Below are 26681 nucleotides of genomic sequence, written 5' to 3' on the forward strand. Positions count from 1 at the left end.
GTCAGGCGGAACGGCTGGCGTTGCTCGCGGAGCTGCCGAGCTCGACCTGACGGCGCAGCGCGGTGTCGCCGACGCCCTCGGGGACCTCCGAGGCCTGCTCGGAGTCCAGGACCTCGGCCAGCAGCGCGGGCCGCAGCGCCCGGTCGAGCAACCGGGTCAGGTGCTGGTGCAGCCACGGGTCTCGCCGGAACTCGCCGGTCCGCTCGCCGGCGAGCAGCTCCTCGGGCTCCGGGCTGCGGGCCAGGTAGGACTCCTCGAGGGTGCCCTCCTTCCAGCGCCGGTAGTCGGCCATCCCGTGGTGGTTGGGACTGGGCTTGAGGTCGGGGGAGGCCTCGTAGCCGCGTCCGGCGTTGACCACCTTGCGCTCGAACTGCGTCCAGGAGCGCCACGGCAGGTGCAGCACCTCCATCGACACCTCCGGGTCCGGCTGCCCGTTGCTCGGCATCGAGGTGAAGTGGTTGCCCTGCTGGATCACGATGTCGGACTCGCCGCGGTGCACCGCGTTGGGCGTCGGCTGGGCGTGCAGCCCGATCGCCCGGAGCGTCTCGTTGCTGCGCAGGTCGCGCCAGACCAGCCGGGAGACCCCGCTGCCGCTCCAGCCGGCGGGACCGATCAGGTTGACCACTGGCACGGTGAAGGCGTTGAGCCTCAGGGGAGTGCGCTCGAGGGCGTCGCGCACGCTCAGCGTCCGGTCCAGGGGGACCAGGAACTCGTCGGCGTCGAGGTTGAGCACCCAGTCGGCCCGGAACTGCGTCCGCGCCCGCCGGGCCATCCGGGTCACCACGTCGCGTTGCTGCTTGCGGTGCTCGGCGTCGTGGTGCAGCTCGACCAGCCCGGTCTCGGCGTACGACTCCAGCACCTCGCGGGTGCCGTCGACGGAGGCGTTGTCGGTGACGATCAGGCGGTCCAGGCCCTGGGCCAGGTGGTGCTCGACCATGGCGGCGACGATGTCCACCTCGTCGCGCACCATCAGCGTCCCGATGATCCTCACAAGGCAGCACCCTAGTTCACCGGGGAAGCACGCCGCCTCGTTCACATGTCCGTAACACAACGGCCGCAGACGTTTCCCAGACGCAACATGGCGTCGCACGCCTGGAAATCTGCGCCGCCGAAGGTTGCTGGCATCACTCCCCGAGGCAACTGGAGGTCCAATGGACTACGGCTATCACGCCTGGATGCTGATGTCGGCATCACTGGTCCTGATGATGACGACGCCGGCGCTGGCGCTCTTCTACGGCGGCATGAGCCGCTCCAAGTCCGTGCTCAACATGATGATGATGTCGTTCTCCGCAATGGGCGTCATCGGCGTGGTCTACGTGCTGTGGGGCTGGTCGATGTCCTACGGCTCGCAGGACGTCGCCATGCTCTTCTCCAACCCGTTCGAGCTCTTCGGGCTCAAGGACGTGGGCGGCCAGGACTACATCTTCGTCGGCTTCCAGCTGACCTTCGCGGTCATCACCGCTGCGCTGATCAGTGGCGCGGTCGCCGACCGGCTGAAGTTCTCCGCCTGGCTGCTCTTCCTGCCGCTGTGGGCGACGCTCTCCTACTTCCCCCTGGCCCACATGGTCTGGGGCGGCGGGTTCCTCAGCCACACGACCAACGGTCTCGCCGACCTGATCTTCTCCGGTGACGGTGGTGCCGAGGTGGCGCCGATCGACTACGCCGGTGGCACCGTGGTCCACATCAACGCCGGTATCGCCGGCCTGGTGCTGGTCCTGCTGCTCGGCAAGCGCCTGGGCTTCGGCAAGGAGCCGATCAAGCCGCACAACCTGCCGCTCACCATGATCGGTGCCGGTCTGCTCTGGTTCGGCTGGTTCGGCTTCAACGTCGGCTCCATCGTGCCCGGGGGAGAGAGCCCCGAGGCCGACGCCGCGCAGTTCCTGAGTGAGACCAGCCTGGTCTGGCTCAACACCACCATGGCTGCGGCCGCGGCCATCCTCGGCTGGCTGGTGATCGAGAAGATCCGCGACGGCAAGGCCACCTCCCTGGGTGCTGCCTCGGGTGTCGTCGCCGGTCTGGTCGCCATCACCCCCGCCTGTGGCGCGCTGTCGCCGATCGGCGCGATCATCCTGGGTCTGGTCGCCGGTGCCGCCTGTGCGCTGGCGGTCGGCCTGAAGTACAAGCTCGGCTACGACGACGCGCTCGACGTGGTCGGCGTCCACCTCGTCGGTGGTCTGATCGGCACCGTGGGCATCGGGTTCCTCGCCACCAGCGGCGGCCTGTTCTACGGTGACGGTCTCAAGCTCCTGGTCGTCCAGGTCGCGGTCGCGGTCTTCGCGATGATCTGGTCCGCGATCGCCACCCTGGTCGTGGCCCTGCTGGTCAAGGCCGTGATCGGGCTGCGGGTCGACGAGGAGGTCGAGGTCGAGGGTGTCGACTTCGCCGAGCACGGCGAGTCGGGCTACGACTTCGGCGGTGCCGGCGGCACCCGCCGCGGTGTCATCGGTGGCTCGGCCACCTCGGAGCAGGTCAAGGAAGGGGCTTCCGCATGAAGCTGGTCACCGCGGTCATCAAGCCGCACAAGTGGGAAGACGTCCGTGAGGCCCTCGAGACCTTCGGGGTCAACGGGATGACGGTCTCGGAGGTCAGCGGCTACGGCCGGCAGAAGGGCCACACCGAGGTCTACCGCGGAGCCGAGTACGACATCGCCCTGGTGCCCAAGATCAGGATCGAGATCGTGGTCGACGACGCCGACGCCGACGACGTGGTCGGGATCGTCGTCAAGACGGCCCAGACCGGCCGGATCGGGGACGGCAAGGTGTGGGTGAGCCCGGTCGACACCGTGGTCCGCGTCCGCACCGGCGACAAGGACGAGGCCGCTCTCTAGCCCGTCGGTCGTCAGAGCCCCAGAGGCCCGTCCCGGGTGGCGCACGCCACCCGGGACGGGCCTCGTCCACGTCCCGAACCAGGAGACCCCATGACCATCGCCGAACGCACCGAGCGCACCGCCGCCGCCGACCGTCTGTGCCGCGAGGCCTACGAGAAGGCCGGCGGGAAGGACACGGGGACCGCCCTGGTGGCCGTGGGCGGGTACGGACGCGGCGAGCTGGCGCCGTACTCCGACCTCGACGTGGTGCTCGTCCACGACGACGACCTCGACCCCGGCGAGCTGGCCGTCGCTGTCTGGTACCCCCTGTGGGACTCGGGCTCGCGCCTGGACCACTCGGTGCGCTCGGTGAGCGAGATGATCGACACCGCCGGGGCGGACCTCAAGGTGGCGCTGGGGCTCCTCGACGTACGCCACCTGGCGGGCGACCCGAACCTCACCCTCCGGCTGCGCGCGACCGCCTTGGCCGCCTGGCGGCGCAGCGCCAAGGAGCGGCTGCCGGAGCTGGCGCGGATGGTGCGGCACCGGCACGAGCTGGTCGGGGAGCTGGCGCACGTCTCCGTCCCGGACCTGAAGGAGGCAGCCGGCGGACTGCGCGACGCGTCCGTGCTCAAGGCGCTGGTCGCCACCTGGCTGGTCGACGTCCCGCACGTCGAGCTGGAGCGCGGGCGGCAGGCGCTGCTGGACGTCCGCGACCACCTGCACGCGGCGACCGGCCGCCCGGCCGACCGGGTGGGGCCGGAGGTCTGGCCCGAGCTCGCCGGCCGGCTGGGACTGGCGGACGCCGAGGCCGCCCAGCGGCACGTGCGCCAGCACGGCCGCCGGATCGCCCACCTGTCCCGGATGACCTGGCGCCGGGTGGACGCGGTCCTGGCCAGGCCCCGGGCGGTCGGCGGCCGGGTGCCGCAGCTGACGCCCCTGGCCCGCGGTGTCGCGTCCTCGTCCGGCGAGGTCGTCCTGGACGGGCGGGTGGAACCGGCGACCGATCCGCTGCTGCTGCTGCGGGCCGCCACCGAGGCGGCCGAGCGCGACCTGGTCCTGGCCCCGGCGACGGTGTCCCGGCTGGTGAAGGAGTCGCCCGAGCTGCCGGACCCATGGCCCGAGGAGGCGCGCCACCTGATGGTGCGGCTGCTCGCGGCCGGGCCAGGCCTGCTGGCGGTCTGGGAGACGCTGGAGGAGACCGGGGGACTGGACCGGATCCTGCCCGAGTGGGACCGGGTCCGGCTCCTGCCGCACGCGTCGGTCGTGCACCGGTTCACCGTCGACCGGCACGTGGTCGAGACGTGCGTGGAGGCCTCCCGGCTGATCCGCCGGGTCGCCCGGCCCGACCTGCTGATGGTGGCGGCGCTGCTGCACGACATCGGCAAGGGCGGGCTGGTCGAGCACAGCGTGGCCGGCGAGCCCGTGGCCCGGGGCGTGGCGACCCGGATGGGGTTCGTGCCGCGCGACGTCGAGGTCATCGGCACGCTCGTGCGCTGGCACCTGCTGCTGCCGGGCATCGCCACCACCCGCGACATCGACGACCCGGTGACGGTGGACGAGGTGACCTCCAAGATCACCAGCCCGCTGACCCTGGAGCTGCTCGCCGCGCTGACCGAGGCCGACGCCCTGGCGGCCTCGGAGAAGGCGTGGTCGAGCTGGCGCGCAGGCCTGGTGGGAACGCTGGTGCGCCGCGCGGCCGCCTCCTTGGACCACACGCCGGGCCACGCGGCGCCCCTGGAGACCACGGCGCAGCTGCCCGTACCCCCGGGGCTGCTGGACGGCTCCGAGCCGGTGGCGGTGCAGGTCGAGCCCAGCGACGACGGCTCACGGATCACCGTGCTGGCGCCGGACCGGGTGGGGCTGCTGGCCGACGTCGCCGGGGCGCTCGCCCTGCACCGGGTCTCGGTCCGGGGTGCTCGGGCGTGGGCCCAGGGGGAGCTGGGGGTCTCCCAGTGGGAGGTCAGCGACCCGGAGCTGGACGCCACGGTGCTGCGGCAGCGTCTGGAGGCGGTCGTGGAGGGGCGGGTCGAGGTGGCCGCGCGGCTCCGCAAGCCCGACACCCGCGGACTGGACCCCTCGGTGGCCGTCCGCCCCGAGGCGTCGCGGCAGGCGACGGTCCTGGAGGTCCGCGCCGCGGACCGCCCGGGGCTCCTGCACCACGTGCTGGCGGCGGTGGCGGCGCTGGGGATGACGGTCCGCTCCGCTCACGTGGACACCCTGGGGCCCCAGGCGGTCGACGTCTTCTACCTCCAGGAGCTCGGCGCCGGGGGACTGGCCGACGACCGGGCCGCCTCCGCCGCGCACGCGGTCCGCGCGGCGCTGGCCTGACTGGACCGGCTGGCCTGACCGGCACGGCTACGCCGGGTCCGGCCGGCCGGTTAGTCTTGTCTGACGTCCTCCACCACCGCTTCGCCTGACACCACGAGGGAACGCTCTTGTTCGCCACACTCTCCGACCGGCTCGCCGAGACCTTCAAGAACCTCCGGGGGAAGGGCCGGCTCTCCGAGGCCGACATCGACGCCACCGCCCGGGAGATCCGGATCGCGCTGCTCGAGGCCGACGTCTCGCTGCCCGTGGTCAAGGAGTTCGTCGCCGCGGTCAAGGAGCGGGCCCGGGGCGAGGAGGTCAGCCAGGCGCTGAACCCCGCCCAGCAGATCGTCAAGATCGTCAACGAGGAGCTCGTGACGATCCTGGGCGGCGAGACCCGCCGGCTGCGCTTCGCCAAGCACGGCCCCACGGTGATCATGCTCGCCGGTCTCCAGGGTGCGGGCAAGACCACGCTCGCGGCCAAGCTCGCGCTGTGGCTCAAGGAGCAGAGCCGTACGCCGCTGCTGGTCGCCGCTGACCTGCAGCGCCCGAACGCGGTCAACCAGCTCCAGGTCAACGGCGAACGGGTCGGCGTCCCGGTCTTCGCGCCCGAGCCGGGCAACGGCGTCGGCGACCCCGTCCAGGTGGCGCGTGCCGCGCTGGAGGAGGCCAAGCGCACCCTGCACGACGTGGTCATCATCGACACCGCCGGCCGCCTCGGCGTCGACGCGGAGCTGATGAAGCAGGCCGCCGACATCCGGGACGCCGTCAACCCCGACGAGGTCCTCTTCGTGGTCGACGCGATGATCGGCCAGGACGCGGTCCAGACCGCGCAGATGTTCCTCGACGGCGTCGGCTACGACGGCGTGGTCCTGACCAAGCTGGACGGCGACGCCCGTGGTGGTGCCGCGCTGTCCATCGCCTCGGTGACCGGCAAGCCCGTCATGTTCGCCTCGGCGGGCGAGAAGATGACGGACTTCGACCTCTTCCACCCCGACCGGATGGCGTCCCGCATCCTCGACATGGGCGACATGCTCACCCTGATCGAGCAGGCGGAGAAGGCCTTCGACCAGGAGGAGTCCCTCAAGGCGGCCGAGAAGCTGCTCCACGGCAAGGGCGACTTCACCCTCGACGACTTCATGCAGCAGATGCAGCAGCTGCGCAAGCTCGGCTCGATGACCAAGATCATGGGGATGCTGCCCGGGATGGGGCAGTACCGCGAGCAGCTGGAGAACTTCGACGAGCGCGAGCTGGACCGGATCCAGGCGATCATCTCCTCGATGACGCCGGCGGAGCGGGCCAACCCGAAGATCATCGACGGGTCGCGCCGCGCCCGCATCTCCAAGGGGTCGGGCACCACCGTCTCCGACGTCAACCAGCTCGTCGACCGCTTCTTCGAGGCGCGCAAGATGATGCAGCAGATGGCCAAGGGCGGCATGCCCGGGATGCCGGGCATCCCCGGGATGCCCGGCCTGGGCGGTGGCAAGCGGGGCAAGCAGCCCAAGAAGGGCAAGGGCGGCAAGGCCAAGCGCGTCTCGGGCAACCCCGCGAAGGCGGCGGCCCAGAAGGCGGCGGGCAAGGACAAGGCCGCCGCAGGCGGCGGCAGCCCCTTCGGCAGCCCGGGCGAGGCGATCGACTACGAGAAGGCGGCCGCCGCGCTCGAGCTGCCCAAGGACTTCTCCAAGTTCCTCAAGTAGTCCGGCCGTCGGGCAGCAGGTCGATCCGGACCACGCTGCCGGCGTCGGGGCAGACCGCGCAGGTGGTGACGTACGCGGACCCTCGGTCCAGCGCCACGCCGTACGGAGCGGGCAGGCCGCTGGCGACCGCCGTCTGTCCGCCGTCCCGGTCGATCCGGCGGAGCGAGCCGGTCGGCAGGCCGGGCTCCGCGGCCAGGCCGACGTCGGAGAGCTGGACGGCGTAGAGCGAGCCGCGGTGCCAGGCCAGGTCGGTCACGTTGGTCAGCCCGGTGGCGTACTGGGTGGGTGGCATCCCGGGCACCACGCGCCAGATGGTCGAGCCCCCGGCCGGGAACGGGAAGCCGGTGAGCTGGCTGACGTAGAGCGCCCCGTCCGGTCCCTGCACCACCGAGGTGGGCACTGCGTCGCTGGGTATCTGTCCCTCCGGCACGCCCGGGATCTGAGGGAATCCCTCGGGGGCCGGGAACAGCCGCTCGGGGAAGACCGCGAGCGTGCGGGTCCGGGCGCCGGGGCGCACGAGCAGCAGGGTGTTGCCACCGGAGTCGGTCACCACCACGCCGTCACGGGTGAGGGCGAATCCCGTCGGGTTGGAGTCCGGCCCGTCCTGGTCGGGGTCCTGCAGCGCCTCGTAGCGCGCCAGGTCGGCCAGCACGTCGGGGCCCCGCGTGCGGCCGGGGTGACCGTGGTGGCCACGCTGCCCGTCCCGGCTCCGGAACGCGGGGCCGCGCGGCCCGTGCGTGCGGAACGTGCCGGTGGCCAGGACCCCGAGCAGCCGGCCCGCGGGTCCGAGGTCGGAGCGCAGCACCGGGTCCGCGCCCAGCCCGAGGGACAGGAGGTACTGTCCGCCCACCGCGGCCACGTCGCTGGGACCGGTCGCTGCGCTGCCGTCCTCTCCGGCGAGGGACGGCAGGCCGGTCAGGACCCGCCGCTGGCCGGACCTGTCGATCCGGGTGACGGCGCCGGTGGGGCCGTAGCAGGCGCGTCCCTCACCCCCCTCGATGCAGGGGCCGGTCCCGCCGACTCCCGCCTCGGCCACGTAGAGGCTCCCCCCGGTCCGGCTGAGCAACCGTGGGTTGTCCAGGCCGGTCGCCACCTCGGTGACCGTCGGGCTTCCCGACACCCCTGGGGTGTCCGGTGGATGGGGCGGGCCGGACGGTCCTGCGGCGAGGGCGCTCCCGGTCAGCGTCGGCGCGGTGATCAGGGTGAGCGAGGCGGCGAGGGCCGCTATCTTCGTCGAGCTGCGCACGAGAGGCTCCTCTCAGAAGGGGTTCCTCTCACGGTCGCACCGCCGGCCGCTGCTGTACATGCTTCCGGCCGCGATAGCGTCGTGCGGGTGAGAGGCACCGTGTGCGTGGTGGACGCAGCCAACGTCGTGGGGGCGCGACCCGACGGCTGGTGGAAGGACCGGGCCGGCGCGGCGAGGCGACTGCACGAGGCGCTGCTGGTCGGGGACACGCCGTACGACGAGATCGTGCTGGTGCTCGAGGGGGCCGCGAAGGGCGGGGTGCGGCCGGGCCGGGACGCGCACGTGCGCACGGTCCATGCCCCCAAGGACGGCGACTCGACGATCGTGGCCCAGGTCCGGGCGGCCCGCGAGGCCGGTCGCACGGTCACCGTGATCACCGCCGACCGGTTCCTCCGGGCGCAGGTGGAGGGCCTCGGTGCCCTGGCGATGGGCCCGGCGTGGCTATGGGACCAGCTGTGAGGGCGGAGCACCGCTGCGCGGTCCCCGGACCGAGGCGAACGTCCAGATCTTGTTGAGGACGAACGAGAGCGGCGTCACCACCACGATGACGATCAGCTGCCCCCAGTAGAGGCGGGTGCGGAAGCCCGTGGAGTCGTCCAGCACGTCGGTCGGCAGCGCGAGGGCGGAGCCGGGGTGCATGAGCGCGGTGAGCAGGAGCAGCCCCAGCAGCTGACCGAGCGCCCCGACCACGAGGAACGGCCAGTACTCCGCGAACCAGCGGGCGTGCCCGCTGGACCGGAACGTCCAGCTCCGGTTGAGCTGGAAGTTCCACAGGTTCGCCACCAGGAACGCGATGGTGGAGAACACGTGGTACCAGCGGACGTTGAAGTCGGTCAGCGGAAGTCCGACGACCGCGAGGTCGGGATCGGCGCCGACGCGGTTGACCAGCACCAGGGTGGCCAGGTTGACCGCCACCCCGGAGACCCCGACGATCCCGAACCTGAGGAAGAGCCCGAGGTTGCGGCGGCCGCGGGCGGCACGTCCTTCCGAAGTCACCCCAGGACACTAGCGGCCCGCCCCTGCCTGCGTCGCGGTCCGCCGCGATGGCCTACCGTCCCGGCATGAGTGCCTCGAGATTCTCCGGCCCGGTCCTCCCCTCGGGGGAGACCTCCGACCTCTGGGTGGTCGACGGGCACGTGACCTACGAACCCCAGGCCGGCGCCGAGACCGTCGCGCGGGGGTGGATCGTCCCCGGCCTGGTGGACGCGCACAACCACCTGGGACTGGACGACCCCGGCGCTGTGGGCGCCGAGGAGGTCGAGCGCCAGGCGCTGGCCGACCGGGACGCCGGCGCGTTGCTGCTGCGTGACTGCGGGTCGCCGGCCGACACCCGCTGGGTGCAGGAGCGTGAGGACCTGCCGCGGCTGATCCGGGCCGGCCGACACATCGCCCGGACCCGGCGCTACCTGCGCAACTTCGGCCACGAGGTCGAGCCCGAGGGGCTGAGCGCCTTCGTGGCGCAGGAAGCCAGGTCCGGCGACGGCTGGGTCAAGCTCGTGGGGGACTGGATCTCCCGTGAGGAGGGGGACCTCGCCCCCTCGTTCCCCGCCGAGGCCTTCGCCGAGGCGATCGGCGTGGCGCACGCGCACGGGGCGAAGGTGACCGCCCACTGCTTCGGCTCCGAGGTGCTCCAGGGGCTGCTGGACGCGGGCATCGACTGCATCGAGCACGGCACCGGGCTCTCGGCCGACCAGGTCGAGCAGATGGCCGTCGGGGGAGTGGCTCTGGTGCCGACGGTGATGCAGACCGGCAAGTTCCCCGAGTTCTCCGCGGGCGGCCGGGAGAAGTTCCCGGCGTACTCGGCGACGATGGACGAGCTCTACCGGCGTCGCCGCGACGTCCTGATGGCCGCGCACGAGGCGGGCGTGGAGATGTACGTCGGCAGCGACGGCGGCGGACCCAGCCGGCACGGCCACCTGGCCGGGGAGGCACTGGCGATGGCCGAGATGGGCCTGCCGGTCGACGACGTGCTGGCCGCCGTCTCCTGGAAGGGACGCGAGTGGCTGGGGTGGAACCCGACCCTCGCCGAGGGTGCGCCGGCGGACTTCGTGGTCTACGAGCGGGACCCGCGCCAGGACCTCTCGGTCCTCTACGAGCCCGCCCGGGTGGTGCTGCGCGGCCGGGTCGTGGCCTGACCGCGACCCCCGCGAGGAGTCGATTCGTGACCTGGGCGCCGGGTCTGGCAGAATCTTTGTTCGTGTCCTGTCCGACCGGACCCTCTCATCCGGTCGAGGCAGTGCCCCCCGAGCGATTCGGCCCGGTCCCCACCTGGTGTCGGAGCGCTCACCCACCACAACTTCGCAAGGAGACACCACAGACGTGGCCGTCAAGATCCGTTTGAAGCGCCTGGGCAAGGTCCGGGTTCCGCAGTACCGCATCGTCGTGGTCGACTCGCGCAAGAAGCGTGACGGTCGGGTCATCGAGGAGATCGGCAAGTACCACCCCAAGGAGGAGCCGTCGCTGATCGACGTCGTCTCCGACCGGGCGCAGTACTGGCTGGGCGTCGGCGCGCAGCCGACCGAGGCCGTCGAGGCGATCCTCAAGGTGACCGGCGACTGGCAGAAGTTCAAGGGCCTCCCGGGCGCGGAGGGCACCCTGCGGGTGGCCGAGCCCAAGCGGGACAAGCTCGAGATCTTCAACGAGGCCCTCAAGGACGCCGCCAGCGAGCCCAAGGCCGGCGCGACCACCAAGAAGGCCGCCAAGAAGGACGAGAAGAAGGACGAGCAGAAGCCCGTCCCCGCCGACGAGACCCCCGAGGTCGCGGCTGACAGCGCCGAGGCGGCTGAGAAGCTCACCGCCGAGGACGCCGGCAAGAGCGAGGCCTGAGCATGCTCGCCGACGCTCTCGAGCACCTCGTCCGTGGGGTCGTCGACCACCCGGACGACGTGAGCGTGCGCGACAAGGAGCTGCGTCGTGGGTCGATCCTCGAGGTCCGGGTCCACCCCGACGACCTCGGCAAGGTGATCGGCCGCAACGGCCGCACGGCCACCGCGTTCCGCACCGTCGTCTCGGCCCTCGCGGGCCGTGGTGGCGCGCGGGTCGACTTCGTGGACGTCGACCGGCGCCGCTGAGCGTCTTCATCGTGGGCGTCACCCGTCAGGGTGGCGCCCACGATGCATTTCGGCCGCCCTGCGCCCTCTAACCTGTGGGCGTGGAGAGCATCGAGGTGGTCGTGGGTCGGATCGGCAAGCCGCACGGGATCCGGGGTGAGGTGACCGTCGACGTGCGCACCGACGAGCCGGAGCGCCGGTTCGCGGTCGGAGCCGTGCTCCGGGCAGAGCCGCCCGCCGGCTCGGCCTCCCGCCTGCGGCGGCTGACCGTCCGCTCCTCCCGGTGGCACCAGGGCGTGCTGCTCCTGGGCTTCGAGGAGGTCTCGGGCCGCGACGAGGCGGAGGCCGCCCGGGGCATCGTGATGCATGCCGACATCCCGGCCGACGCCACCCCCGAGGACCCGGAGGAGTTCTACGAGCACCAGCTGGTCGGGCTGGAGGTGGTCGACCTCGAGGGCCGCACGATCGGCACCGTCCGCGGACTGGTCCCGGGTGCCGCTCAGGACCTGCTCCGGGTCACCGCCACCGACGGCCGGGAGACCCTGGTGCCGTTCGTCCAGGCGCTGGTGCCCCAGGTCGACGTACCCGCGGGCAGGGTCGTGGTCGCGGACCGCCCCGGTCTGGTGAGCCCCTTCCCCGACGAGGCCTGAGACGTGCGGATCGACATCGTCTCCATCTTCCCGGACTACCTCAGCCCCCTGGGTCTGAGCCTCCCGGGCAAGGCGCGCGACGCCGGGCTGGTGCAGATCGAGGTGCACGACCTGCGCGACTGGGCCCACGACCGGCACCGGACCGTGGACGACACCCCGTACGGCGGGGGCGCGGGGATGGTCATGAAGCCCGAGCCCTGGGGTGAGGCGCTGGACCAGCTGGTGGCCCCGGAGTCGCGGACCACGGTGGTCTTCACCACCCCCAGCGGCACGCCGTTCAGCCAGGACGTGGCCCGGGAGCTGGCGACGCACGAGCACCTGGTCTTCGCCTGCGGCCGCTACGAGGGCATCGACCAGCGGGTGATCGACCACGCCGGCGAGCGGGCGCAGGTCCGGGAGATCTCGCTGGGGGACTACGTCCTCAACGGCGGGGAGGTGGCGGCACTGGCGATCACCGAGGCGGTGGTGCGGCTGCTGCCGGGCTTCATGGGCAACCCCGAGTCGCTCGCCGAGGAGTCCCACGAGGGGGGTCTCCTGGAGTACCCGGTCTACACCAAGCCTCAGGCGTGGCGGGGGCACGAGGTCCCGCCCGTGCTGCTCTCGGGCAACCACGCGGCGATCGCGGACTGGCGGCACGACCAGGCGCTGCGTCGCACCGCGGAGCGACGGCCCGACCTGCTGCACGCCAGCAGCGTCGTCGACGGGTGGGAGATCGTCGCGGCCCGCCGCAGCGACGCGCCGGAGCTCCTGACCTTGCAGCTGGCCTGCTGGGTGAGCGAGGCGCTCGCGAACGACGACCTCTCGATCCCGCCGTTGCACGAGGGGCTCTCGGACGTGGAGGAGTCGCTGACGTCCTGGGACACCTACCTGGTGCGCCAGGGGGGCCGGCTGGTCGGATCGGTCCGGGGTCGTCTGGACGGGGATGAGTGGGAGATCGGACGGCTGATGGTCGCCCCTGACCTGCGCGGCCGGGGACTGGGTCGGCTGCTGCTCGAGCACGTCCAGCGGGTGGCTCCCGACGGTGCCCGTTCGGCGCGCCTGCTCACGGGCAAGGACAGCACGGACAACCTGCGTATGTACCGCAAGGCGGGGTTCCGGGTCGTCGGGATGGGTGACGGTCCGTCCGGTCCCGCGGTCCTGGCCAAGCGGATTTCTCGGGCCTGACGGCGCTGTGGCAGACTTGGCGGCTGGCCAGTCGGTCGAAAGGTAGCCCCGGGAGTTCACGCGGGGGACCTGTGCCGGGCCCCTGCCACAGGGGGAGCCCGACGCCCTCGACCACGTGCCGCCCCCACCGGGGCAGCGTGCTGGCCGCACCAATCCGTCGAACCACCACACCGCGGCTGACCTGTGGCACTCGCGAGGAGCATCATGACCAACGTCATCACCGAGCTCGGCAACGCCGTCAAGCGGGAGGACGTCCCCGCCTTCCGTGCCGGCGACACCATCAAGGTCCACGTGAAGGTCACCGAGGGCAACCGCTCGCGTGTCCAGGTCTTCCAGGGCGTCGTGATCCGCGTGCACGGCTCGGGCATCGGCCGCACCTTCACCGTCCGCAAGGTCTCCTTCGGCGTCGGCGTCGAGCGCACGTTCCCGCTCAACTCCCCGATCTTCGAGAAGATCGAGATCGTCACCCGCGGTGACGTGCGTCGCGCCAAGCTCTACTACCTGCGCAACCTGCGCGGCAAGAAGGCGAAGATCAAGGAGCGCCGCGAGGCCTGATCACTCCGCTCGACCGACCACTGGTTACTCTCTGGTCGTGAGCACCGAAGACCGCGATCCTTCCACCCACGACGGGGACGAGGAGTCGCGGTCTTCTGCTTCTCCCAAGACCCGCAAGCCACTTCCGCTGTGGCAGGAGACCGGTCTCCTCCTGGTGGTGGCGCTCGTGCTCGCCGTGGCCGTGAAGACGTTCTTCGTGCAGGCGTTCTACATCCCGTCGGAGTCGATGGAGCCGGGCCTGGTCAACCAGGACCGGATCCTCGTCCAGAAGGTCTCGTACTGGGGCGGCGGCGAGCCCGAGCGGGGCGACGTCGTGGTCTTCAAGGACCCGGGAGGATGGCTCGAGGGCGCCGCGGCCGAGGAGTCGGACAACCCGCTCGTCAAGCTGATGACCAAGGTGGGCCTCTACCCCTCCGGCGGGCACCTGGTGAAGCGCGTGATCGGCGTCGAGGGCGACGTGATCGAGTGCTGCGACGAGGAGGGGCGGCTGCTGGTCAACGGCCAGCCGATGGACGAGGACGCCTACGTCAAGGACGATGCGGGCACCCCGTGCAACGGCCCGATGACCGGGACCTGCGACTGGAAGGCCGGCCCGGTCCCCGAGGGCCACGTGTTCGTGATGGGCGACAACCGCGGCCGCTCCGCCGACTCGACCCGCAAGATGTGCACGCCCGACGAGACCGACTGCGTGCCCGGCCGCGAGTTCGTGCCGGCGGACCTGGTCGTGGGCAAGGTCTTCGTCGTGCTCTGGCCCTGGGACCACTTCCGCTGGGTGACCCGGCCCGACGTCTTCGACGACGTGGCGGACGCCGCCGGGGAGTGAGGCCATGAGCCCGGTCCCCGCCCCGTCCCTGCGCGTGGAGCGCAGGCTGCTCCGTGACGGGCTCACCACGCTGGCCTGCAGCGACGAGGTCGGACGCGGAGCCCTCAGCGGGCCCGTCACCGTGGCGATGGTGCTGGTCACCGAGGCCACCAGGACGGCCCCCCAGGGCGTCCGCGACAGCAAGCTGCTGACCGCCGAGGCTCGCAGGCGTCTGGCGCCCCGGATCAGGCGGTGGGCGCCCTCGTCCGGGGTGGGCCACGCGAGCCCGGCCGAGATCGACGAGTTCGGCATCATCGCCGCGCTGCGCCTCGCGGGGCACCGGGCGATCGCCCAGCTGTCCGTGCTCCCCGACCGGATCCTCCTCGACGGCAACCACGACTACCTCACCGTGCCCGACCAGGCGACCCTCTTCGGGCCTCCCCGGGTGCTGGAGGAGGTGCCTCCGGTCGTCACCATGGTCAAGGCCGACCTGCGGTGCGCCGCGGTGGCGGCGGCCAGCATCCTGGCCAAGACCGCGCGGGACGAGATCATGGTCGAGCTGGCCGAGAGCCACCCGGAGTACGGCTGGGCCGACAACAAGGGGTACGCCTCCCCGGAGCACGTCGCCGCGCTCGAGGCCCTGGGCCCGAGCCCGCACCACCGGGTGTCGTGGCGGCTGCCGGGGTGCGCCGGCCTGGACTCGCCCGCCGGGTCGGGCGACGGCCTGGTCCTCGACCCCGAGGGCTGGCCGGCCCAGGCGGCGGCCGACGCGCCGGAGGAATCGTCGGTGGGCTGTGCGACGGATAGGCTCGAGCCGAGCCCGCAGCTGGAGGAGAGTCGATGAGCGCCGAGGATCTCGAGAAGTACGAGACCGAGATGGAGCTCACCCTCTATCGCGAGTACCGGGACGTCGTCTCGATCTTCAAGTACGTGGTGGAGACCGACCGTCGCTTCTACCTGTGCAACCAGGTCGACGTGAAGGCCCGGACCGAGAACGGTGACGTCTTCTTCGAGGTCTCGATGAGCGACGCGTGGGTCTGGGACATGTACCGCCCGGCGCGGTTCGCCAAGAACGTGAAGGTGCTGACGTTCAAGGACGTCAACGTCGAGGAGCTCGCTCCGCAGGAGATGGACCTCCCCAAGAGCTGACCCGAGCGGGTCGCCCGGACCGGTCGTCCTCAGCCGGTCGACCCGCGCAGCGGCCCGGTAGGCGTCCACAGCCGCCCGGTGGGTCTCGGCGCTCCACAGCCCGGGACGTGCCCGCCGTCATCGGCCGGTGGTCCTCGGCAGGCTCGTCGTCATGGAGACGACGACATGACGACGACCCCGGGTCCCGGTGCCCAGCATCGAGCCCAGCAGCCGACCCAGGAACCGACCCAGCAGCCGGCCCAGCACCCGACCCGGGACCTGGCCCACGGCCAGGCGCACAAGCGGGCGCTCGGTGCCTACGGCGAGGAGCTGGCGGCTCGTCATCTGGTGGCGGCCGGGATGGTGGTGCTCGACCGCAACTGGCGCGGACCGGCGGGTGAGATCGACCTGGTCCTGCGTGAGGGCTCCACCCTGGTCGTCTGCGAGGTCAAGACCCGGAGCAGCGACGCCTTCGGCACGCCGCAGGAGGCGGTCACGCAGGCCAAGCTGGGCCGGCTGCGCCGGCTGGCTGCTCAGTGGGTGCAGGCGCACGGGGTGCGGGTCGGCGACATCCGGATCGATGTCGTCGCCGTGCTGCGCCCCCGCCGCGGGCAGGCGACGATCGAGCACGTCCGGGGCGTGAGCTGATGCTGGCCACCGCGCACACGTTCGTCCTGGAGGGGGCGATGGGGCACCTGATCGAGGTGCAGGTCGACATCTCGCCCGGGGTGGTCGGAGCCACGATCGTCGGGCGGCCGGACGCCTCGCTGCTCGAGGCCCGCGACCGGGTGCGGATGGCGGTCACCCACGACGCCCCGCCCTGGCCGACCACCCGGCGGGTGACGATCCTGCTGGCTCCCGCCGACCTGCCCAAGCGGGGGACGCACTTCGACCTCGCCATCGCGCTCGGGGTGAAGGCGGCGGACGGTGCCGTGCCCCGCGACGAGCTGGCCGGCACGGTCTTCCTGGGCGAGCTGGGTCTGGACGGCCGGCTCCGCCCGGTGGGTGGGGTGCTGCCGATGGTGATGGCGGCGGCGCGCCGAGGCTTCCGCCGGGTCTTCGTGCCCGAGCCGCAGGCCCGTGAGGCGGCGATGGTCCCCGGCGTTGAGGTCTTCGGCGTCCGGTCGCTGGCGCAGGTGGTGGCGCAGCTGCGCGGCGACGTGGTCCCGGAGGCGGCGCCCGTCACCGCTCCCTCGGGTCGGCAGCTGCTCAGCTGGCGCGGCGAGGACCGTCGAGACGAGCTCGACATGAGTGACCTGGTCGGCATGCTGGAGGCGAAGTACGCCGTGGAGGTGGCCGCCGCGGGTGGACACCACCTCCTGCTCTCGGGACCCAAGGGAGCGGGCAAGACGAGCCTGGCCGAGCGGATCCCGGGGATCCTGCCCGACCTCACCCGAGAGGAGGCCCTCGAGCTGACCGCCGTGCGCTCGCTGGCCGGGCCGCTCGGTCCCGTCGACGAGCGGTGGGAGCTCACCACCCGGCCGCCCTTCCAGGCCCCGCACCACGACGCGTCCAAGGCCAGCATCCTGGGCGGTGGCAGTGGGCGGGTCAGGCCGGGAGAGCTGAGCCGCGCGCACTGCGGCGTGCTCTTCCTCGACGAGTTCCCGTTGTTCCGCTCCGACGTCATCGACGGTCTGCGTCAGCCGCTGGAGAGCGGTGAGATCCGCGTCGTGCGGGGGGAGGAGGCCGCCGTCTTCCCGGCGCGCGGGATGGTCGTGCTGGCCGCCAACCCGTGTCCCTGCGGGGAGTACCACCCGGTCGCGGGGAAGAACCGCTGCGACTGTGCCGAGGTGGCGCGGCGCGACTACCGCCGCAAGGTGTCGGGCCCGGTCACCGACCGGATCGACATCGTCCGGCACGTCGAGCCGGCGCGAGGTCACGACGGGGACCGGTTCGAGGCGCGCGACAGCTCCGAGCAGGTGCGGACGCGGGTCGCTGCCGCTCGTGCCCGCCAGGCGACGAGGTACTCCGGCAGCGGGTGGCGCCTCAACAGCCAGGTGCCTGGCCACGAGCTGACCCTGCACTGGCCGCTCCCCGAGGTCGGACGGCGGCGGCTCGACGACCACCTCTACAGCGGGGCGATCAGCAGCCGCGGAGCCGTGCGGATCCATCGGCTGGCCTGGACGGTGGCGGACCTGCGGGGGCTGGACGCTCCCGGGCTCGACGAGGTCGAGACCGCCCTGGCCCTGCGCACCGGGGACCCGCTGCCCGCGCGGGCGCTGACCGGGGGCGTCCGGTGACCGGACAGGAGGAGGAGCGCCTGGCCCGGGTGGCCCTGAGCAGGCTGGGGGAGCCGGGTGACCCTCGGCTGACCGGTCTGGTGGCCGAGCTCGGCGCCGTCCACGTGCGGGACCTCCTGCTGGGGGAGTCGCCGGGAGGCAGGCAAGGCGACGACCGGCAGGAGACCGAGGAGGGCTCCCACGCCCAGGCCTCGCGCACCGAGCGCGACCGAGCGGCCGTGGTCGAGGACGTGGCGGCTCGGCTGATCACCCTGGACCCCGAGGCGGAGCTCGCCCGGGCCGACCGGCGGGGCATCAGGTTCGTCGTGCCCGGTGATGTGGAGTGGCCGGCCGGCCTGGCCGCGCTCGCCGGGGCGGGCACGGCGCACGAGCGCGGTGGGATCCCGCTGGGCCTGTGGGTGCGCGGTGCGCTCCGGCTCGACCAGCTGGACCCCCGCCTGGCGGTCGTGGGCTCCCGCAGCGCGACGACCTACGGCGAACGGGTGGCCGCCGAGGTCGCCGCGGTCGCGGCGCGGGCCGGGTACTGCGTGGTCTCGGGGGCCGCCTTCGGCATCGACCAGGCCGCTCACCGGGGGGCGTTGGCCGCGGGTGGGACGACGATCGCGGTCCTGGCCTGCGGGGTGGACCGGGCGTACCCGGCCGCCCACCGGCAGCTGATCGACCACGTGGCCGAGGTGGGGGCCGTCGTCTCCGAGGCGCCGCCGGGCTGTGCCCCGATGCGGGTGCGCTTCCTGGCCCGCAACCGGGTCATCGCCGCGCTGTCGGCCGGCACCGTGGTCGTCGAGGCCGCGGTCCGCAGCGGAGCCCTGAGCACCGCCACCTGGGCGGAGCGGGTCAACCGCCCGGTGATGGCGGTCCCGGGGCCGGTGACGAGTGCCGCATCCCAGGGGGTCCACGAGCGGATCCGGCTGGGCGCGGCCACGCTCGTCACCAGCGGCTACGACGTCCTGGAGCTGGTGGGTCGACCCGGCGAGCACCTGGTCGAGGTCCCGCGAGAACCGCCCACGGCGAGGGATCGCGTCACCGCCCGCCACCGGCAGGTGCTCGACGCCCTGCCGGTGAGCAGGGAGGTCGGCTCCGACGCGATCGCTCGCGCCTCCGGCATCGGCGTGCGCGAGGCCTACCGGGCGCTGCTCACGCTCGAGGAGCGCGGGCTGGCGGTCCGTGGGACGAGAGGCTGGCGCCTGGGGCGCGACGCCGCGAGCCTGCCGGACCCCGGGGTTGGGGCTCCCTAGGATCGGCGCATGACACAGGACCCGACCGGCGAGGCAGACCCGGACGGGGGCCTTCCCGCCGCGTGGGTCGAGGTGCTGGCGGAGTACCGGCGACATCTGGTCTCCGAGCGGGACCTGGCCCCCCACACCGTCCGGGCCTACCTCACCGACCTGTCGGGGATGCTCGAGCACGCGCGACGTCTCGGCCACCAGCAGCTGGCCGACCTGGACCTGCGGACCCTGCGCAGCTGGCTGGCCAAGCAGCAGACGATGGGTCGCTCTCGGCGCACGATCGCGCGCCGGGCCAGCGCGGTGCGGGTCTTCACCGCCTGGCTGGCCCGCACCGGCCGGACGCCGGGCGACCCGGGTGCCCTGCTGCTGTCCCCGAAGCTCGACCGGTCCCTGCCGGCGGTGCTGCGCGCCGACGAGGCGGCCGACCTGTTGGGGGCGGCCGCGCGGCGTACCGAGGACGACTCGCCCGTCGACCTGCGCGACAGCGCCCTGCTGGAGGTGCTCTACGCGACCGGCATCCGGGTGGGGGAGCTGGTCGGCCTCGACGTCGACGACCTCGACGGCGAGCGTCGGGTGCTGCGGGTCCTGGGCAAGGGGCGCAAGGAGCGGGTCGTGCCCTACGGGGCGCCGGCCGCCGAGGCGCTTGAGCGGTGGCTGGGTCTGGGACGCCCCCGGCTCGCCGTCCCGGAGTCCGGTCCGGCCCTGTTCCTCGGAGCCCGCGGTCGCCGGATAGACCCTCGGGCGGTCCGTACGGTGGTCCACCGCCGGGTGGCCGAGGTGCCCGGCGCCCCCGACCTGGCACCCCACGGGCTGCGGCACACGGCCGCCACCCACCTGCTCGAGGGCGGGGCGGACCTTCGGTCGGTGCAGGAGCTGCTCGGTCACGCCTCGTTGTCCACCACGCAGCTCTACACCCACGTGAGCACGGACCGGCTGCGCAGCGCCTATCGCCAGGCACACCCCCGCGCCTGATCCCGGGACGACGGCTTCCCGGCTCAGGGGGGCAGCAGCCGCACCGACCTGGCGCCGGCCACGAGGGTGAGCGGATCCAGGTACTCCTCGCCCCGGCGCAGCCCCCAGTGCAGGCACGCGGCGGGATAGCAGTGGGAGAACGGCAGCGCCAGCACCCCGACCTGCTCCCCGGCGTCGACCCGGGCACCGGGCGGCAGCAGTCCGGCCACCGGCTCGTAGGTGGTGCGCAGTGCTCCGTGCCGCACCACCACGACGGGCTTGCCCGCGATCCGCCCGGCGAAGGTGACCCGGCCGGGCAGGGCGGCCAGGACAGGCTGGCCGACCGCCCCGGCCAGGTCGACACCGCGGTGACCCGAGGCCCAGGGCTGGGCAGGTGGAGCGAACGGAGCCGCCACGACCGGGCGCGGGGCGAGCGGCCACCTGCTCTCCGCCGTCGGCTCCTGGCCCTCCTGGCCCTCCTGGCCCTCCTGGCCCTCCTGGCCAGCTTGTCTCGGACCGGCTGCGTGCGGGGCATCTGCCCGCACGGAAGGGGCGCCCGGGGCGTCCGGGGTTCCGAGGACCCCGCCCAGGACGAGCAGCGAGGCAAGCAGCGTGCCCGGGAGGTCGGGCGGGAGCGGAGGCGGCATGTGCCGAGCCTGACGCGCACCTGGGACGGGGGCCTTCAGGAGCGGGGGAGCCTGTGGACCGGGACGGCTACGCGGGGCCTGTGCGCCCCTCCTGGTCCGATTGGCTCAGGGGTCCGCGGTGACCTATCCTGAACCTCAGCAGCCCTCCGGGGCTGACTTCGCACGCTCGCAGACCGCGACGGGGTCGTCTTCTTCAGCCCCCGACCGCCCGTGGGCGCCGATCCTCGGTCCCGCCTCACCGGAGGCGGGTCGGATCGCGCGTGAGCGTCAGGGCCACCGGCACCCGCCGACGGCAACGAACTGAAAACCCCCGCAGCACCCGGCACGACGCCCTCGGGCGTGGTCGCCCGCGTGCCTGCACGACACAGGAGAACAACCATGGCAGTCGTGACCATGCGCCAGCTGCTCGAGAGCGGCGTCCACTTCGGGCACCAGACCCGTCGCTGGAACCCCAAGATGAAGCGCTTCATCATGACCGAGCGCAACGGCATCTACATCATCGACCTCCAGCAGTCGCTGGCCTACATCGACCGGTCGTTCGCCTTCATCAAGGAGACCGTCGCCAAGGGCGGCACGATCATGTTCGTGGGCACCAAGAAGCAGGCGCAGGAGGCGATCGCCGAGCAGGCGACCCGCGTGGGCATGCCCTACGTCAACCAGCGCTGGCTCGGTGGCATGCTCACCAACTTCCAGACCGTGCACCAGCGGATCAACCGCCTCAAGGAGCTCGACGAGATCGACTTCGACGACGTCGCCGGCAGCAGCCGCACCAAGAAGGAGCTGCTGCAGATGCGTCGCGAGCGCGACAAGCTCAACAAGTCGCTCGGCGGTATCCGCGAGATGACCCGCACCCCCTCCGCGGTGTGGATCGTCGACACCAACAAGGAGCACCTGGCCGTCGAGGAGGCCCGCAAGCTGCGGATCCCGATCGTCGGCATCCTGGACTCCAACTGCGACCCCGACGTCGTGGACTTCCCGATCCCCGGCAACGACGACGCCATCCGCGCGGTCGGCCTGCTCACCCGCGTGGTCGCGGACGCGGTCGCCGAGGGCCTGATCGCCCGCTCCGGCGCCAAGAGCGGTGCCGCGACCGGCGAGGCCGTGGCCGCGGGCGAGCCGCTGGCCGAGTGGGAGCGCGAGCTTCTCTCCGGTGACGCGGAGAAGACCGCCGTCGAGGCCACCGGTGGCGACCCCGCCACCGACGACGCCCCCGCCTCCGAGGCCACCGGCGCCTCGGTCGAGGGTGCTGCCGCCGACGAGGCCACCGAGGCTCCGGTCAACGAGGAGATCGCCTCGTCCGCCGAGGTCCCCGCCGACGAGAAGGCCTGAGCCTCCTCGCCCTCCCGCGAACCAACCACTCTTCCAGGAAGAAGGAACATGGCTAACTTCTCCGCAGCCGACGTCAAGAAGCTCCGCGAGGCGACGTCCGCCGGCATGATGGACTGCAAGAAGGCGCTCACCGAGACCGACGGCGACTTCGACAAGGCCGTCGAGCTGCTCCGGGTCAAGGGCGCGGCCAAGGCCGCGAACCGGGCCGCCGAGCGCGAGACCTCCGCCGGTCTGGTCGCCCAGGTCGGGGGCTCGCTGGTCGAGCTCAAGTCCGAGACCGACTTCGTCGCCAAGAACGACGACTTCGTCGCCACCGCCCAGCGGATCGCGGAGGCCGCCGACGCGGCCAAGGCGGCCGACGCGGAGGCGCTGAAGTCCGTTCCGCTGGACGGCAAGACGGTCGGGGAGGTCGTCGAGGGCCTGGCGATCACCATCGGCGAGAAGATCGAGCTCGGCCAGGTCGCGCACTTCGACGGCAAGGTGGTGGCGTACATGCACAAGCGCGCCGCCGACCTGCCGCCCGCCGTGGGCGTCCTCGTGGAGTACACGGGCGACGACGAGGCTGCCGCCCGTGGCGCCGCGATGCAGATCGCCGCGATGCGTCCGCAGTACCTGACCCGGGACGACGTCCCGGCCGACATCGTGGCCAAGGAGCGTGAGATCGCCGAGGCGACCTCGCGCGAGGAGGGCAAGCCCGAGCAGGCGATCGCCAAGATCACCGAGGGACGCCTCAACGGGTTCTTCAAGGACGTCGTCCTTCTCGAGCAGCCTTCGGTCACCGAGAACAAGAAGACCGTCAAGGCGGTCCTCGACGCGGCCGGCGTGAGCATCACCCGGTTCGCCCGGTTCGAGGTCGGCGCCTGACCCAGTAGGGTTCGAAGACAGCACGACGACGAGGAGGCCGGTTCGGTGGATCAACACACGTCCATCGGGCCGGCCTTCTCGCATCCCCACACCCGTGCGCACGCCCGTGCGCACACCAGCTCGCTGCGGCGAAAGGATCCCGCGTGACGGCCTACTCCCGTGTCCTGCTCAAGCTCTCCGGCGAGGTGTTCGGCGGAGGCCGCGTCGGCGTGGACCCCGACGTGGTCGCGAATGTGGCGCGGCAGATCGCCGAGGTCGTCCGCTCGGGCGTCGGTGTCAGCATCGTGGTGGGCGGCGGGAACTTCTTCCGCGGCGCCGAGATGCAGCAGCGCGGCATGGACCGCGCCCGCGCCGACTACATGGGCATGCTCGGCACGGTGATGAACTGCCTGGCCCTCCAGGACTTCCTGGAGAAGGAGGGCATCGAGACCCGCGTGCAGACGGCGATCGCCATGGGCCAGGTCGCCGAGCCCTACATCCCGCGCCGCGCCATCCGCCACCTGGAGAAGGGGCGCGTCGTGATCTTCGGTGCCGGCGCCGGGATGCCCTTCTTCTCCACCGACACGGTGGCGGCCCAGCGTGCGCTGGAGACCCGCTGCGAGGTCGTGCTGATGGCCAAGCAGGGCGTCGACGGGGTCTACACCGCGGACCCCCGCACCGACCCCACCGCCACCAAGCTCGACCAGCTCACCTTCTCCGAGGCGCTCCAGCAGGGCCTCAAGGTCGCGGACGCCACGGCGTTCGCGCTGTGCATGGAGAACGACATGCCCCTGATCGTCTTCGGGATGGAGGACGACTCCGCCATCCTGCGCATCGTCCAGGGTGAGAAGATCGGAACGCTGGTCAGCCAGCACGCCTGAGACCCGACCAGCAGCCGCGGGACCGACCTGCGGCGCCCCAGCAGCCTGACCGCACCACGGAAGAGTAGGTAAGAGACGTGATCAACGACACCCTGCGCGAGGCAGAGCAGAAGATGTCCAAGTCGGTCGAGGCCACCCGCGAGGACTTCGCCACGATCCGCGCCGGTCGGGCGAACCCGAGCATGTTCAACAAGATCGTCGTCGACTACTACGGGTCGCCCACGCCGCTGCAGAGCCTGGCCACCTTCACCTCCCAGGACGCGCGCGTCATCCTCATCGCGCCGTTCGACCAGAGCGCCATGGACGCGATCGAGCGTGCCGTGCGCGACTCCGACCTCGGCGTCAACCCCTCCAACGACGGCCGGGTGCTGCGCTGCGCGTTCCCCGAGCTGACCGAGGAGCGGCGCAAGGAGTACATCAAGCTGGCCAAGGCGAAGGCCGAGGACGGGCGGGTCTCGGTGCGCAACGTGCGGCGTACTGCCAAGCAGGCGCTGGAGCGCCTGGAGAAGGACGGCGAGGTCGGCAAGGACGACGTGTCCGGCGCCGAGAAGCGCCTCGACGGCCTCACCAAGACCCACACCGACCAGATCGACGAGATGCTCAAGAAGAAGGAAGCAGAGCTGCTCGAGGTCTGAGCGACGACTCCATGACTCCCTCCACGCTGCCGGCGGACGCGCCGAAGAAGGACCACGGCCGGGCCGGCCGCAACCTGCCGGCCGCCGTCGCGTCCGCGGTCGTCCTGCTCGCGCTGGTCGCCGGCACGCTCTACTTCTGGAAGATCGCGTTCCTGCTGCTGGTCGCGGCTGCCGTGGTGGTGGGGGTCTGGGAGCTGCGCCGGGGGTTCCTGGCCAAGAAGATCGACCTGCCCGAGCAGCCGCTGATGCTCGGCGGCGTGGTGATGGTGGCGGTCGCCTACTTCTGGGGAGCACCCGCCCTGGTGACGGCGACCGCCGTCTCCGCCCTGGTGATCATGCTGTGGCTGCTGCGTCGCGGGGTCGAGGGCTACGTCCGCAACGCGACCGCCTCGGTGTTCGTCCTGGTCTACCTACCGTTCCTCGCCTCCTTCGTGAGCCTGATGCTCTCCGAGGGCGGGACGCTGGACTTCGACCGGTGGGACGCCGGGGTGAAGGGGATCGTCGTCTTCATCCTGGTCACCGTGGCCTCCGACACCGGTGGGTACGCCGCCGGCGTGCTCTTCGGCAAGCACCCGATGGCCCCGGTCATCTCGCCGAAGAAGTCCTGGGAGGGCTTCGCCGGCTCGGCCGTGGCCTGTGTCGCGGCCGGGTGGTTCCTCATCACCACCCTGCTCGAGGGCGAGTGGTGGGTGGGCGTCCTGCTCGGTCTGATCACGGTGGTGATGGCCACGCTGGGCGATCTCGTGGAGTCGGTGATCAAGCGCGACCTCGGCATCAAGGACATGTCGCACGTGATCCCGGGCCACGGCGGCCTGATGGACCGGCTCGACTCGCTGCTGGCCACGATCGCGCCGACCTGGCTGCTGCTGCACCTGCTCGTCTTCTGAGGACTCCTCGGCGCAGTGCCGAGCAGTACGGCACGTCGGGCCCCCCGAACGGCCCCCCGGCCCTAGGATTGGCCACCATGACCACAGAGCAGGCGGGCCAGTACCCGGAGGTGCAGCCCGGCCCGGAGCCCACGGAGAGGTCGCCCCTCGCCTGGTGGCACAGCAGCCACCCCACGTTCGCCGCGCTGACCGGGTTCTTCGCCGGGATGGTCTACGTGATCGCGGTCCCGGGGGCGTTCGTGGCTGGGTTGCGGCTGCTGACCTCCCAGGAGACGGCGGAGCGCTACTTCCCGTTCGTGCTGGTCGGCCTGGTGCTCCCCGCGCTGCTGCTGGTGCGCCGCAAGACGCGGCGCTTCGGCCTGTTCGTCTACCTCGGCATGGTGCTGACCACGCTCGTCGTGGTGGGCGTGACGTCCGCGGTGCTCTACTTCCTGGTGCAGGCCGACGCCTGAGGTTGGGGCAGAGGGGTCCGGAGTGGGAGACTCGGTGGCGATGTCCGACACGCCCCCGCTCCTGCCCCTGGTCTTCGACGAACCCCGCGGCCGGAAGAAGCCCCCGCGGCACCTCGCCGACCTCGATCCCGAGGGCCGCAAGGAGCTGCTGACCTCCCTCGGCCTGCCGGGGTTCCGGGCCAAGCAGCTCTCCACCCACTACTTCGGTCGGCTGGCCGACGACCCGGCCGAGATGACCGACCTGCCGGCCTCGCAGCGCGACGAGCTGGTGGCGGCTCTCCTGCCCCCGCTGATGACTCCGCTGCGCACGCTCGAGGCCGACCGCGGGACCACCCGCAAGACGCTGTGGAAGCTCTTCGACGGCGCGCTGGTCGAGTCGGTGCTCATGCGCTACCCCGACCGCGCGACGGTGTGCGTCTCCAGCCAGGCCGGCTGCGGCATGGCCTGCCCCTTCTGCGCCACCGGCCAGGGCGGCCTGCAGCGCAACATGTCGACCGCGGAGATCGTGGAGCAGGTCGTCGCGGCCGCCCGCAGCCTGCACCGGGGGGAGGTCCCCGGCGGACCCGGGCGGGTCTCCAACGTGGTCTTCATGGGCATGGGCGAGCCGATGGCCAACTACAAGGCCGTGATGGGCACGATCCGGCGCCTGACCGATCCGAGCCCGGACGGGCTCGGGATGAGCGCGCGCGGCATCACCGTCTCGACGGTGGGCCTGGTGCCTCGGATCAAGCAGCTCGCCGACGAGGGCATCCCGGTGACCCTGGCGCTCTCCCTGCACGCGCCGGACGACGAGCTGCGCAACGAGCTGGTGCCGATCAACACCCGCTTCTCGGTGGCCGAGACGGTGGACGCCGCCTGGTCCTACGCCGAGCGCACCAAGCGCCGGGTCTCGATCGAGTACGCGATGATGCGCGGCATCAACGACCAGGCGTGGCGTGCGGACCTGCTCGCCGACGTGCTGCAGGCCCGAGGTGACTGGGGCTGGGTGCACGTCAACCTGATCCCGCTCAACCCGACCCCGGGCTCGAAGTGGACCGCCTCGGACCCGCGCGACGAGCGGGAGTTCGTCCGCCGGCTCGAGGCCAAGGGGATCCCCACGACGGTCCGCGACACCCGAGGGCGCGAGATCGACGGCGCCTGCGGGCAGCTGGCTGCCTCGGAGTGAGCAGGACCTGAGCGCCG

General features: G+C 72.2%; 29 protein-coding genes. 25 read left to right on the forward strand and 4 right to left on the reverse strand.

The window, feature by feature from the left end:
• Position 1 precedes the first annotated feature (1 nt).
• Positions 2 to 991, reverse strand: coding sequence for a glycosyltransferase family 2 protein (locus tag H8838_RS07460; protein ID WP_224766446.1), 990 nt, complete (start codon positions 989 to 991; stop codon positions 2 to 4).
• Between the two features lie 160 nt (positions 992 to 1151).
• Between H8838_RS07460 and H8838_RS07465 the strand changes: the two genes are divergently transcribed.
• From H8838_RS07465 to ffh, 4 genes are all read left to right on the forward strand, one after another.
• The gene (locus H8838_RS07465; protein WP_224766447.1) at positions 1152 to 2492 is read left to right on the forward strand and encodes an ammonium transporter; all 1341 of its coding nucleotides are present in this window, start codon (positions 1152 to 1154) and stop codon (positions 2490 to 2492) included.
• The gene (locus H8838_RS07470) at positions 2489 to 2827 is read left to right on the forward strand and encodes a P-II family nitrogen regulator (RefSeq protein WP_181310512.1); all 339 of its coding nucleotides are present in this window, start codon (positions 2489 to 2491) and stop codon (positions 2825 to 2827) included. Before H8838_RS07465 ends, H8838_RS07470 begins: the two co-directional genes overlap by 4 nt.
• Before the next feature lie 90 nt (positions 2828 to 2917).
• Entirely contained in the window at positions 2918 to 5137 is a 2220-nt protein-coding gene (locus H8838_RS07475) for a [protein-PII] uridylyltransferase (RefSeq protein ID WP_185994981.1), read from the forward strand.
• Positions 5138 to 5244: 107 nt separating this feature from the next.
• Positions 5245 to 6813 carry a signal recognition particle protein gene (gene ffh / locus H8838_RS07480; RefSeq protein WP_181310514.1) on the forward strand — a complete coding sequence of 523 codons (1569 nt, stop codon included), beginning with the start codon at positions 5245 to 5247 and terminating at the stop codon, positions 6811 to 6813.
• Here ffh and H8838_RS07485 read toward each other — a convergent pair.
• On the reverse strand, positions 6806 to 8059 hold the full coding sequence (locus H8838_RS07485; protein WP_185994980.1) for a ScyD/ScyE family protein: 1254 nt from the start codon (positions 8057 to 8059) through the stop codon (positions 6806 to 6808). The two genes, ffh and H8838_RS07485, sit on opposite strands and share 8 nt — an antisense overlap.
• 87 nt (positions 8060 to 8146) lie before the next feature.
• Between H8838_RS07485 and H8838_RS07490 the strand changes: the two genes are divergently transcribed.
• Positions 8147 to 8518: a PIN domain-containing protein gene (locus H8838_RS07490; protein WP_224766448.1), complete on the forward strand. Its 372-nt coding sequence runs from the start codon at positions 8147 to 8149 to the stop codon at positions 8516 to 8518.
• On the opposite strand, the gene H8838_RS07495 is transcribed toward H8838_RS07490, so the two are convergent.
• The gene (locus H8838_RS07495; protein ID WP_181310517.1) at positions 8501 to 9055 is read right to left on the reverse strand and encodes a GtrA family protein; all 555 of its coding nucleotides are present in this window, start codon (positions 9053 to 9055) and stop codon (positions 8501 to 8503) included. The genes H8838_RS07490 and H8838_RS07495 overlap by 18 nt on opposite strands.
• Before the next feature lie 65 nt (positions 9056 to 9120).
• On the opposite strand from H8838_RS07495, the gene H8838_RS07500 reads away from it, so the two are divergent.
• The 13 genes from H8838_RS07500 (at position 9121) to H8838_RS07560 (ending at position 19846) form a co-directional block, all read left to right on the forward strand.
• Entirely contained in the window at positions 9121 to 10194 is a 1074-nt protein-coding gene (locus H8838_RS07500; RefSeq protein ID WP_185994979.1) for an amidohydrolase family protein, read from the forward strand.
• A 184-nt stretch (positions 10195 to 10378) separates the two neighbouring features.
• Positions 10379 to 10885: a 30S ribosomal protein S16 gene (gene rpsP / locus H8838_RS07505; protein ID WP_185994978.1), complete on the forward strand. Its 507-nt coding sequence runs from the start codon at positions 10379 to 10381 to the stop codon at positions 10883 to 10885.
• 2 nt (positions 10886 to 10887) lie between these two features.
• Positions 10888 to 11130 (forward strand): RNA-binding protein, encoded by a 243-nt coding sequence (locus H8838_RS07510; RefSeq protein WP_181310520.1) that lies wholly within the window; start codon positions 10888 to 10890, stop codon positions 11128 to 11130.
• 80 nt (positions 11131 to 11210) lie between these two features.
• Positions 11211 to 11759, forward strand: coding sequence for a ribosome maturation factor RimM (rimM, locus tag H8838_RS07515; RefSeq protein WP_224766449.1), 549 nt, complete (start codon positions 11211 to 11213; stop codon positions 11757 to 11759).
• Between the two features lie 3 nt (positions 11760 to 11762).
• Positions 11763 to 12923, forward strand: coding sequence for a tRNA (guanosine(37)-N1)-methyltransferase TrmD (gene trmD, locus H8838_RS07520; protein ID WP_185994977.1), 1161 nt, complete (start codon positions 11763 to 11765; stop codon positions 12921 to 12923).
• A 204-nt stretch (positions 12924 to 13127) separates the two neighbouring features.
• A complete protein-coding gene (gene rplS, locus H8838_RS07525) occupies positions 13128 to 13478 on the forward strand; it encodes a 50S ribosomal protein L19 (RefSeq protein WP_185994976.1) in 351 nt (116 codons plus the stop codon).
• 37 nt (positions 13479 to 13515) lie between these two features.
• Positions 13516 to 14301: a signal peptidase I gene (gene lepB / locus H8838_RS07530; protein WP_185994975.1), complete on the forward strand. Its 786-nt coding sequence runs from the start codon at positions 13516 to 13518 to the stop codon at positions 14299 to 14301.
• A 4-nt stretch (positions 14302 to 14305) separates the two neighbouring features.
• Entirely contained in the window at positions 14306 to 15124 is an 819-nt protein-coding gene (locus H8838_RS07535; RefSeq protein WP_185994974.1) for a ribonuclease HII, read from the forward strand.
• Positions 15121 to 15429 (forward strand): DUF2469 domain-containing protein, encoded by a 309-nt coding sequence (locus H8838_RS07540; RefSeq protein WP_181310524.1) that lies wholly within the window; start codon positions 15121 to 15123, stop codon positions 15427 to 15429. Before H8838_RS07535 ends, H8838_RS07540 begins: the two co-directional genes overlap by 4 nt.
• A 165-nt stretch (positions 15430 to 15594) precedes the next feature.
• Positions 15595 to 16056, forward strand: coding sequence for a YraN family protein (locus H8838_RS07545; protein WP_185994973.1), 462 nt, complete (start codon positions 15595 to 15597; stop codon positions 16054 to 16056).
• Positions 16056 to 17648: a YifB family Mg chelatase-like AAA ATPase gene (locus H8838_RS07550; RefSeq protein ID WP_185994972.1), complete on the forward strand. Its 1593-nt coding sequence runs from the start codon at positions 16056 to 16058 to the stop codon at positions 17646 to 17648. Before H8838_RS07545 ends, H8838_RS07550 begins: the two co-directional genes overlap by 1 nt.
• Positions 17645 to 18883: a DNA-processing protein DprA gene (dprA, locus tag H8838_RS07555; protein WP_185994971.1), complete on the forward strand. Its 1239-nt coding sequence runs from the start codon at positions 17645 to 17647 to the stop codon at positions 18881 to 18883. Before H8838_RS07550 ends, dprA begins: the two co-directional genes overlap by 4 nt.
• A 9-nt stretch (positions 18884 to 18892) precedes the next feature.
• Positions 18893 to 19846 (forward strand): tyrosine recombinase XerC, encoded by a 954-nt coding sequence (locus H8838_RS07560; protein WP_185994970.1) that lies wholly within the window; start codon positions 18893 to 18895, stop codon positions 19844 to 19846.
• 23 nt (positions 19847 to 19869) lie between these two features.
• Here H8838_RS07560 and H8838_RS07565 read toward each other — a convergent pair whose 3' ends face one another.
• The gene (locus H8838_RS07565; RefSeq protein ID WP_185994969.1) at positions 19870 to 20472 is read right to left on the reverse strand and encodes a M23 family metallopeptidase; all 603 of its coding nucleotides are present in this window, start codon (positions 20470 to 20472) and stop codon (positions 19870 to 19872) included.
• Between the two features lie 378 nt (positions 20473 to 20850).
• Here H8838_RS07565 and rpsB point away from each other — a divergent pair, with 378 nt between their 5' ends.
• The 7 genes from rpsB (at position 20851) to rlmN (ending at position 26664) form a co-directional block, all read left to right on the forward strand.
• Positions 20851 to 21801, forward strand: a complete 951-nt coding sequence (gene rpsB, locus H8838_RS07570; RefSeq protein WP_181310530.1) for a 30S ribosomal protein S2 — start codon at positions 20851 to 20853, stop codon at positions 21799 to 21801.
• Between the two features lie 48 nt (positions 21802 to 21849).
• Complete coding sequence (tsf, locus tag H8838_RS07575; protein ID WP_181310531.1) at positions 21850 to 22665, forward strand: translation elongation factor Ts; 816 nt, start codon at positions 21850 to 21852, stop codon at positions 22663 to 22665.
• A gap of 143 nt (positions 22666 to 22808) precedes the next feature.
• Positions 22809 to 23525, forward strand: coding sequence for a UMP kinase (gene pyrH, locus H8838_RS07580; RefSeq protein ID WP_181310532.1), 717 nt, complete (start codon positions 22809 to 22811; stop codon positions 23523 to 23525).
• A gap of 80 nt (positions 23526 to 23605) precedes the next feature.
• Positions 23606 to 24160, forward strand: coding sequence for a ribosome recycling factor (gene frr / locus H8838_RS07585; protein ID WP_224766515.1), 555 nt, complete (start codon positions 23606 to 23608; stop codon positions 24158 to 24160).
• Between the two features lie 11 nt (positions 24161 to 24171).
• Complete coding sequence (locus H8838_RS07590; RefSeq protein ID WP_181310534.1) at positions 24172 to 25047, forward strand: phosphatidate cytidylyltransferase; 876 nt, start codon at positions 24172 to 24174, stop codon at positions 25045 to 25047.
• A gap of 77 nt (positions 25048 to 25124) precedes the next feature.
• On the forward strand, positions 25125 to 25499 hold the full coding sequence (locus H8838_RS07595; protein WP_224766450.1) for a hypothetical protein: 375 nt from the start codon (positions 25125 to 25127) through the stop codon (positions 25497 to 25499).
• A gap of 40 nt (positions 25500 to 25539) precedes the next feature.
• Positions 25540 to 26664, forward strand: coding sequence for a 23S rRNA (adenine(2503)-C(2))-methyltransferase RlmN (gene rlmN, locus H8838_RS07600; RefSeq protein ID WP_185994968.1), 1125 nt, complete (start codon positions 25540 to 25542; stop codon positions 26662 to 26664).
• Positions 26665 to 26681 lie beyond the last annotated feature (17 nt).

The sequence above is a fragment of the Nocardioides campestrisoli genome (genome assembly GCF_013624435.2).
GTDB lineage: Bacteria > Actinomycetota > Actinomycetes > Propionibacteriales > Nocardioidaceae > Nocardioides > Nocardioides campestrisoli.

Coding starts and splice junctions, on each gene's coding strand:
- H8838_RS07465 (WP_224766447.1), top strand. CDS start 1,152: ATGGACTACGGCTATCACGCCTGGATGCTGATGTCGGCATCACTGGTC.
- H8838_RS07470 (WP_181310512.1), top strand. CDS start 2,489: ATGAAGCTGGTCACCGCGGTCATCAAGCCGCACAAGTGGGAAGACGTC.
- H8838_RS07475 (WP_185994981.1), top strand. CDS start 2,918: ATGACCATCGCCGAACGCACCGAGCGCACCGCCGCCGCCGACCGTCTG.
- H8838_RS07500 (WP_185994979.1), top strand. CDS start 9,121: ATGAGTGCCTCGAGATTCTCCGGCCCGGTCCTCCCCTCGGGGGAGACC.
- H8838_RS07510 (WP_181310520.1), top strand. CDS start 10,888: ATGCTCGCCGACGCTCTCGAGCACCTCGTCCGTGGGGTCGTCGACCAC.
- rplS (WP_185994976.1), top strand. CDS start 13,128: ATGACCAACGTCATCACCGAGCTCGGCAACGCCGTCAAGCGGGAGGAC.
- H8838_RS07535 (WP_185994974.1), top strand. CDS start 14,306: ATGAGCCCGGTCCCCGCCCCGTCCCTGCGCGTGGAGCGCAGGCTGCTC.
- H8838_RS07540 (WP_181310524.1), top strand. CDS start 15,121: ATGAGCGCCGAGGATCTCGAGAAGTACGAGACCGAGATGGAGCTCACC.
- H8838_RS07545 (WP_185994973.1), top strand. CDS start 15,595: ATGACGACGACCCCGGGTCCCGGTGCCCAGCATCGAGCCCAGCAGCCG.
- H8838_RS07550 (WP_185994972.1), top strand. CDS start 16,056: ATGCTGGCCACCGCGCACACGTTCGTCCTGGAGGGGGCGATGGGGCAC.
- H8838_RS07560 (WP_185994970.1), top strand. CDS start 18,893: ATGACACAGGACCCGACCGGCGAGGCAGACCCGGACGGGGGCCTTCCC.
- H8838_RS07565 (WP_185994969.1), bottom strand. CDS start 20,472: ATGCCGCCTCCGCTCCCGCCCGACCTCCCGGGCACGCTGCTTGCCTCG.
- rpsB (WP_181310530.1), top strand. CDS start 20,851: ATGGCAGTCGTGACCATGCGCCAGCTGCTCGAGAGCGGCGTCCACTTC.
- tsf (WP_181310531.1), top strand. CDS start 21,850: ATGGCTAACTTCTCCGCAGCCGACGTCAAGAAGCTCCGCGAGGCGACG.
- H8838_RS07590 (WP_181310534.1), top strand. CDS start 24,172: ATGACTCCCTCCACGCTGCCGGCGGACGCGCCGAAGAAGGACCACGGC.
- H8838_RS07595 (WP_224766450.1), top strand. CDS start 25,125: ATGACCACAGAGCAGGCGGGCCAGTACCCGGAGGTGCAGCCCGGCCCG.
- rlmN (WP_185994968.1), top strand. CDS start 25,540: ATGTCCGACACGCCCCCGCTCCTGCCCCTGGTCTTCGACGAACCCCGC.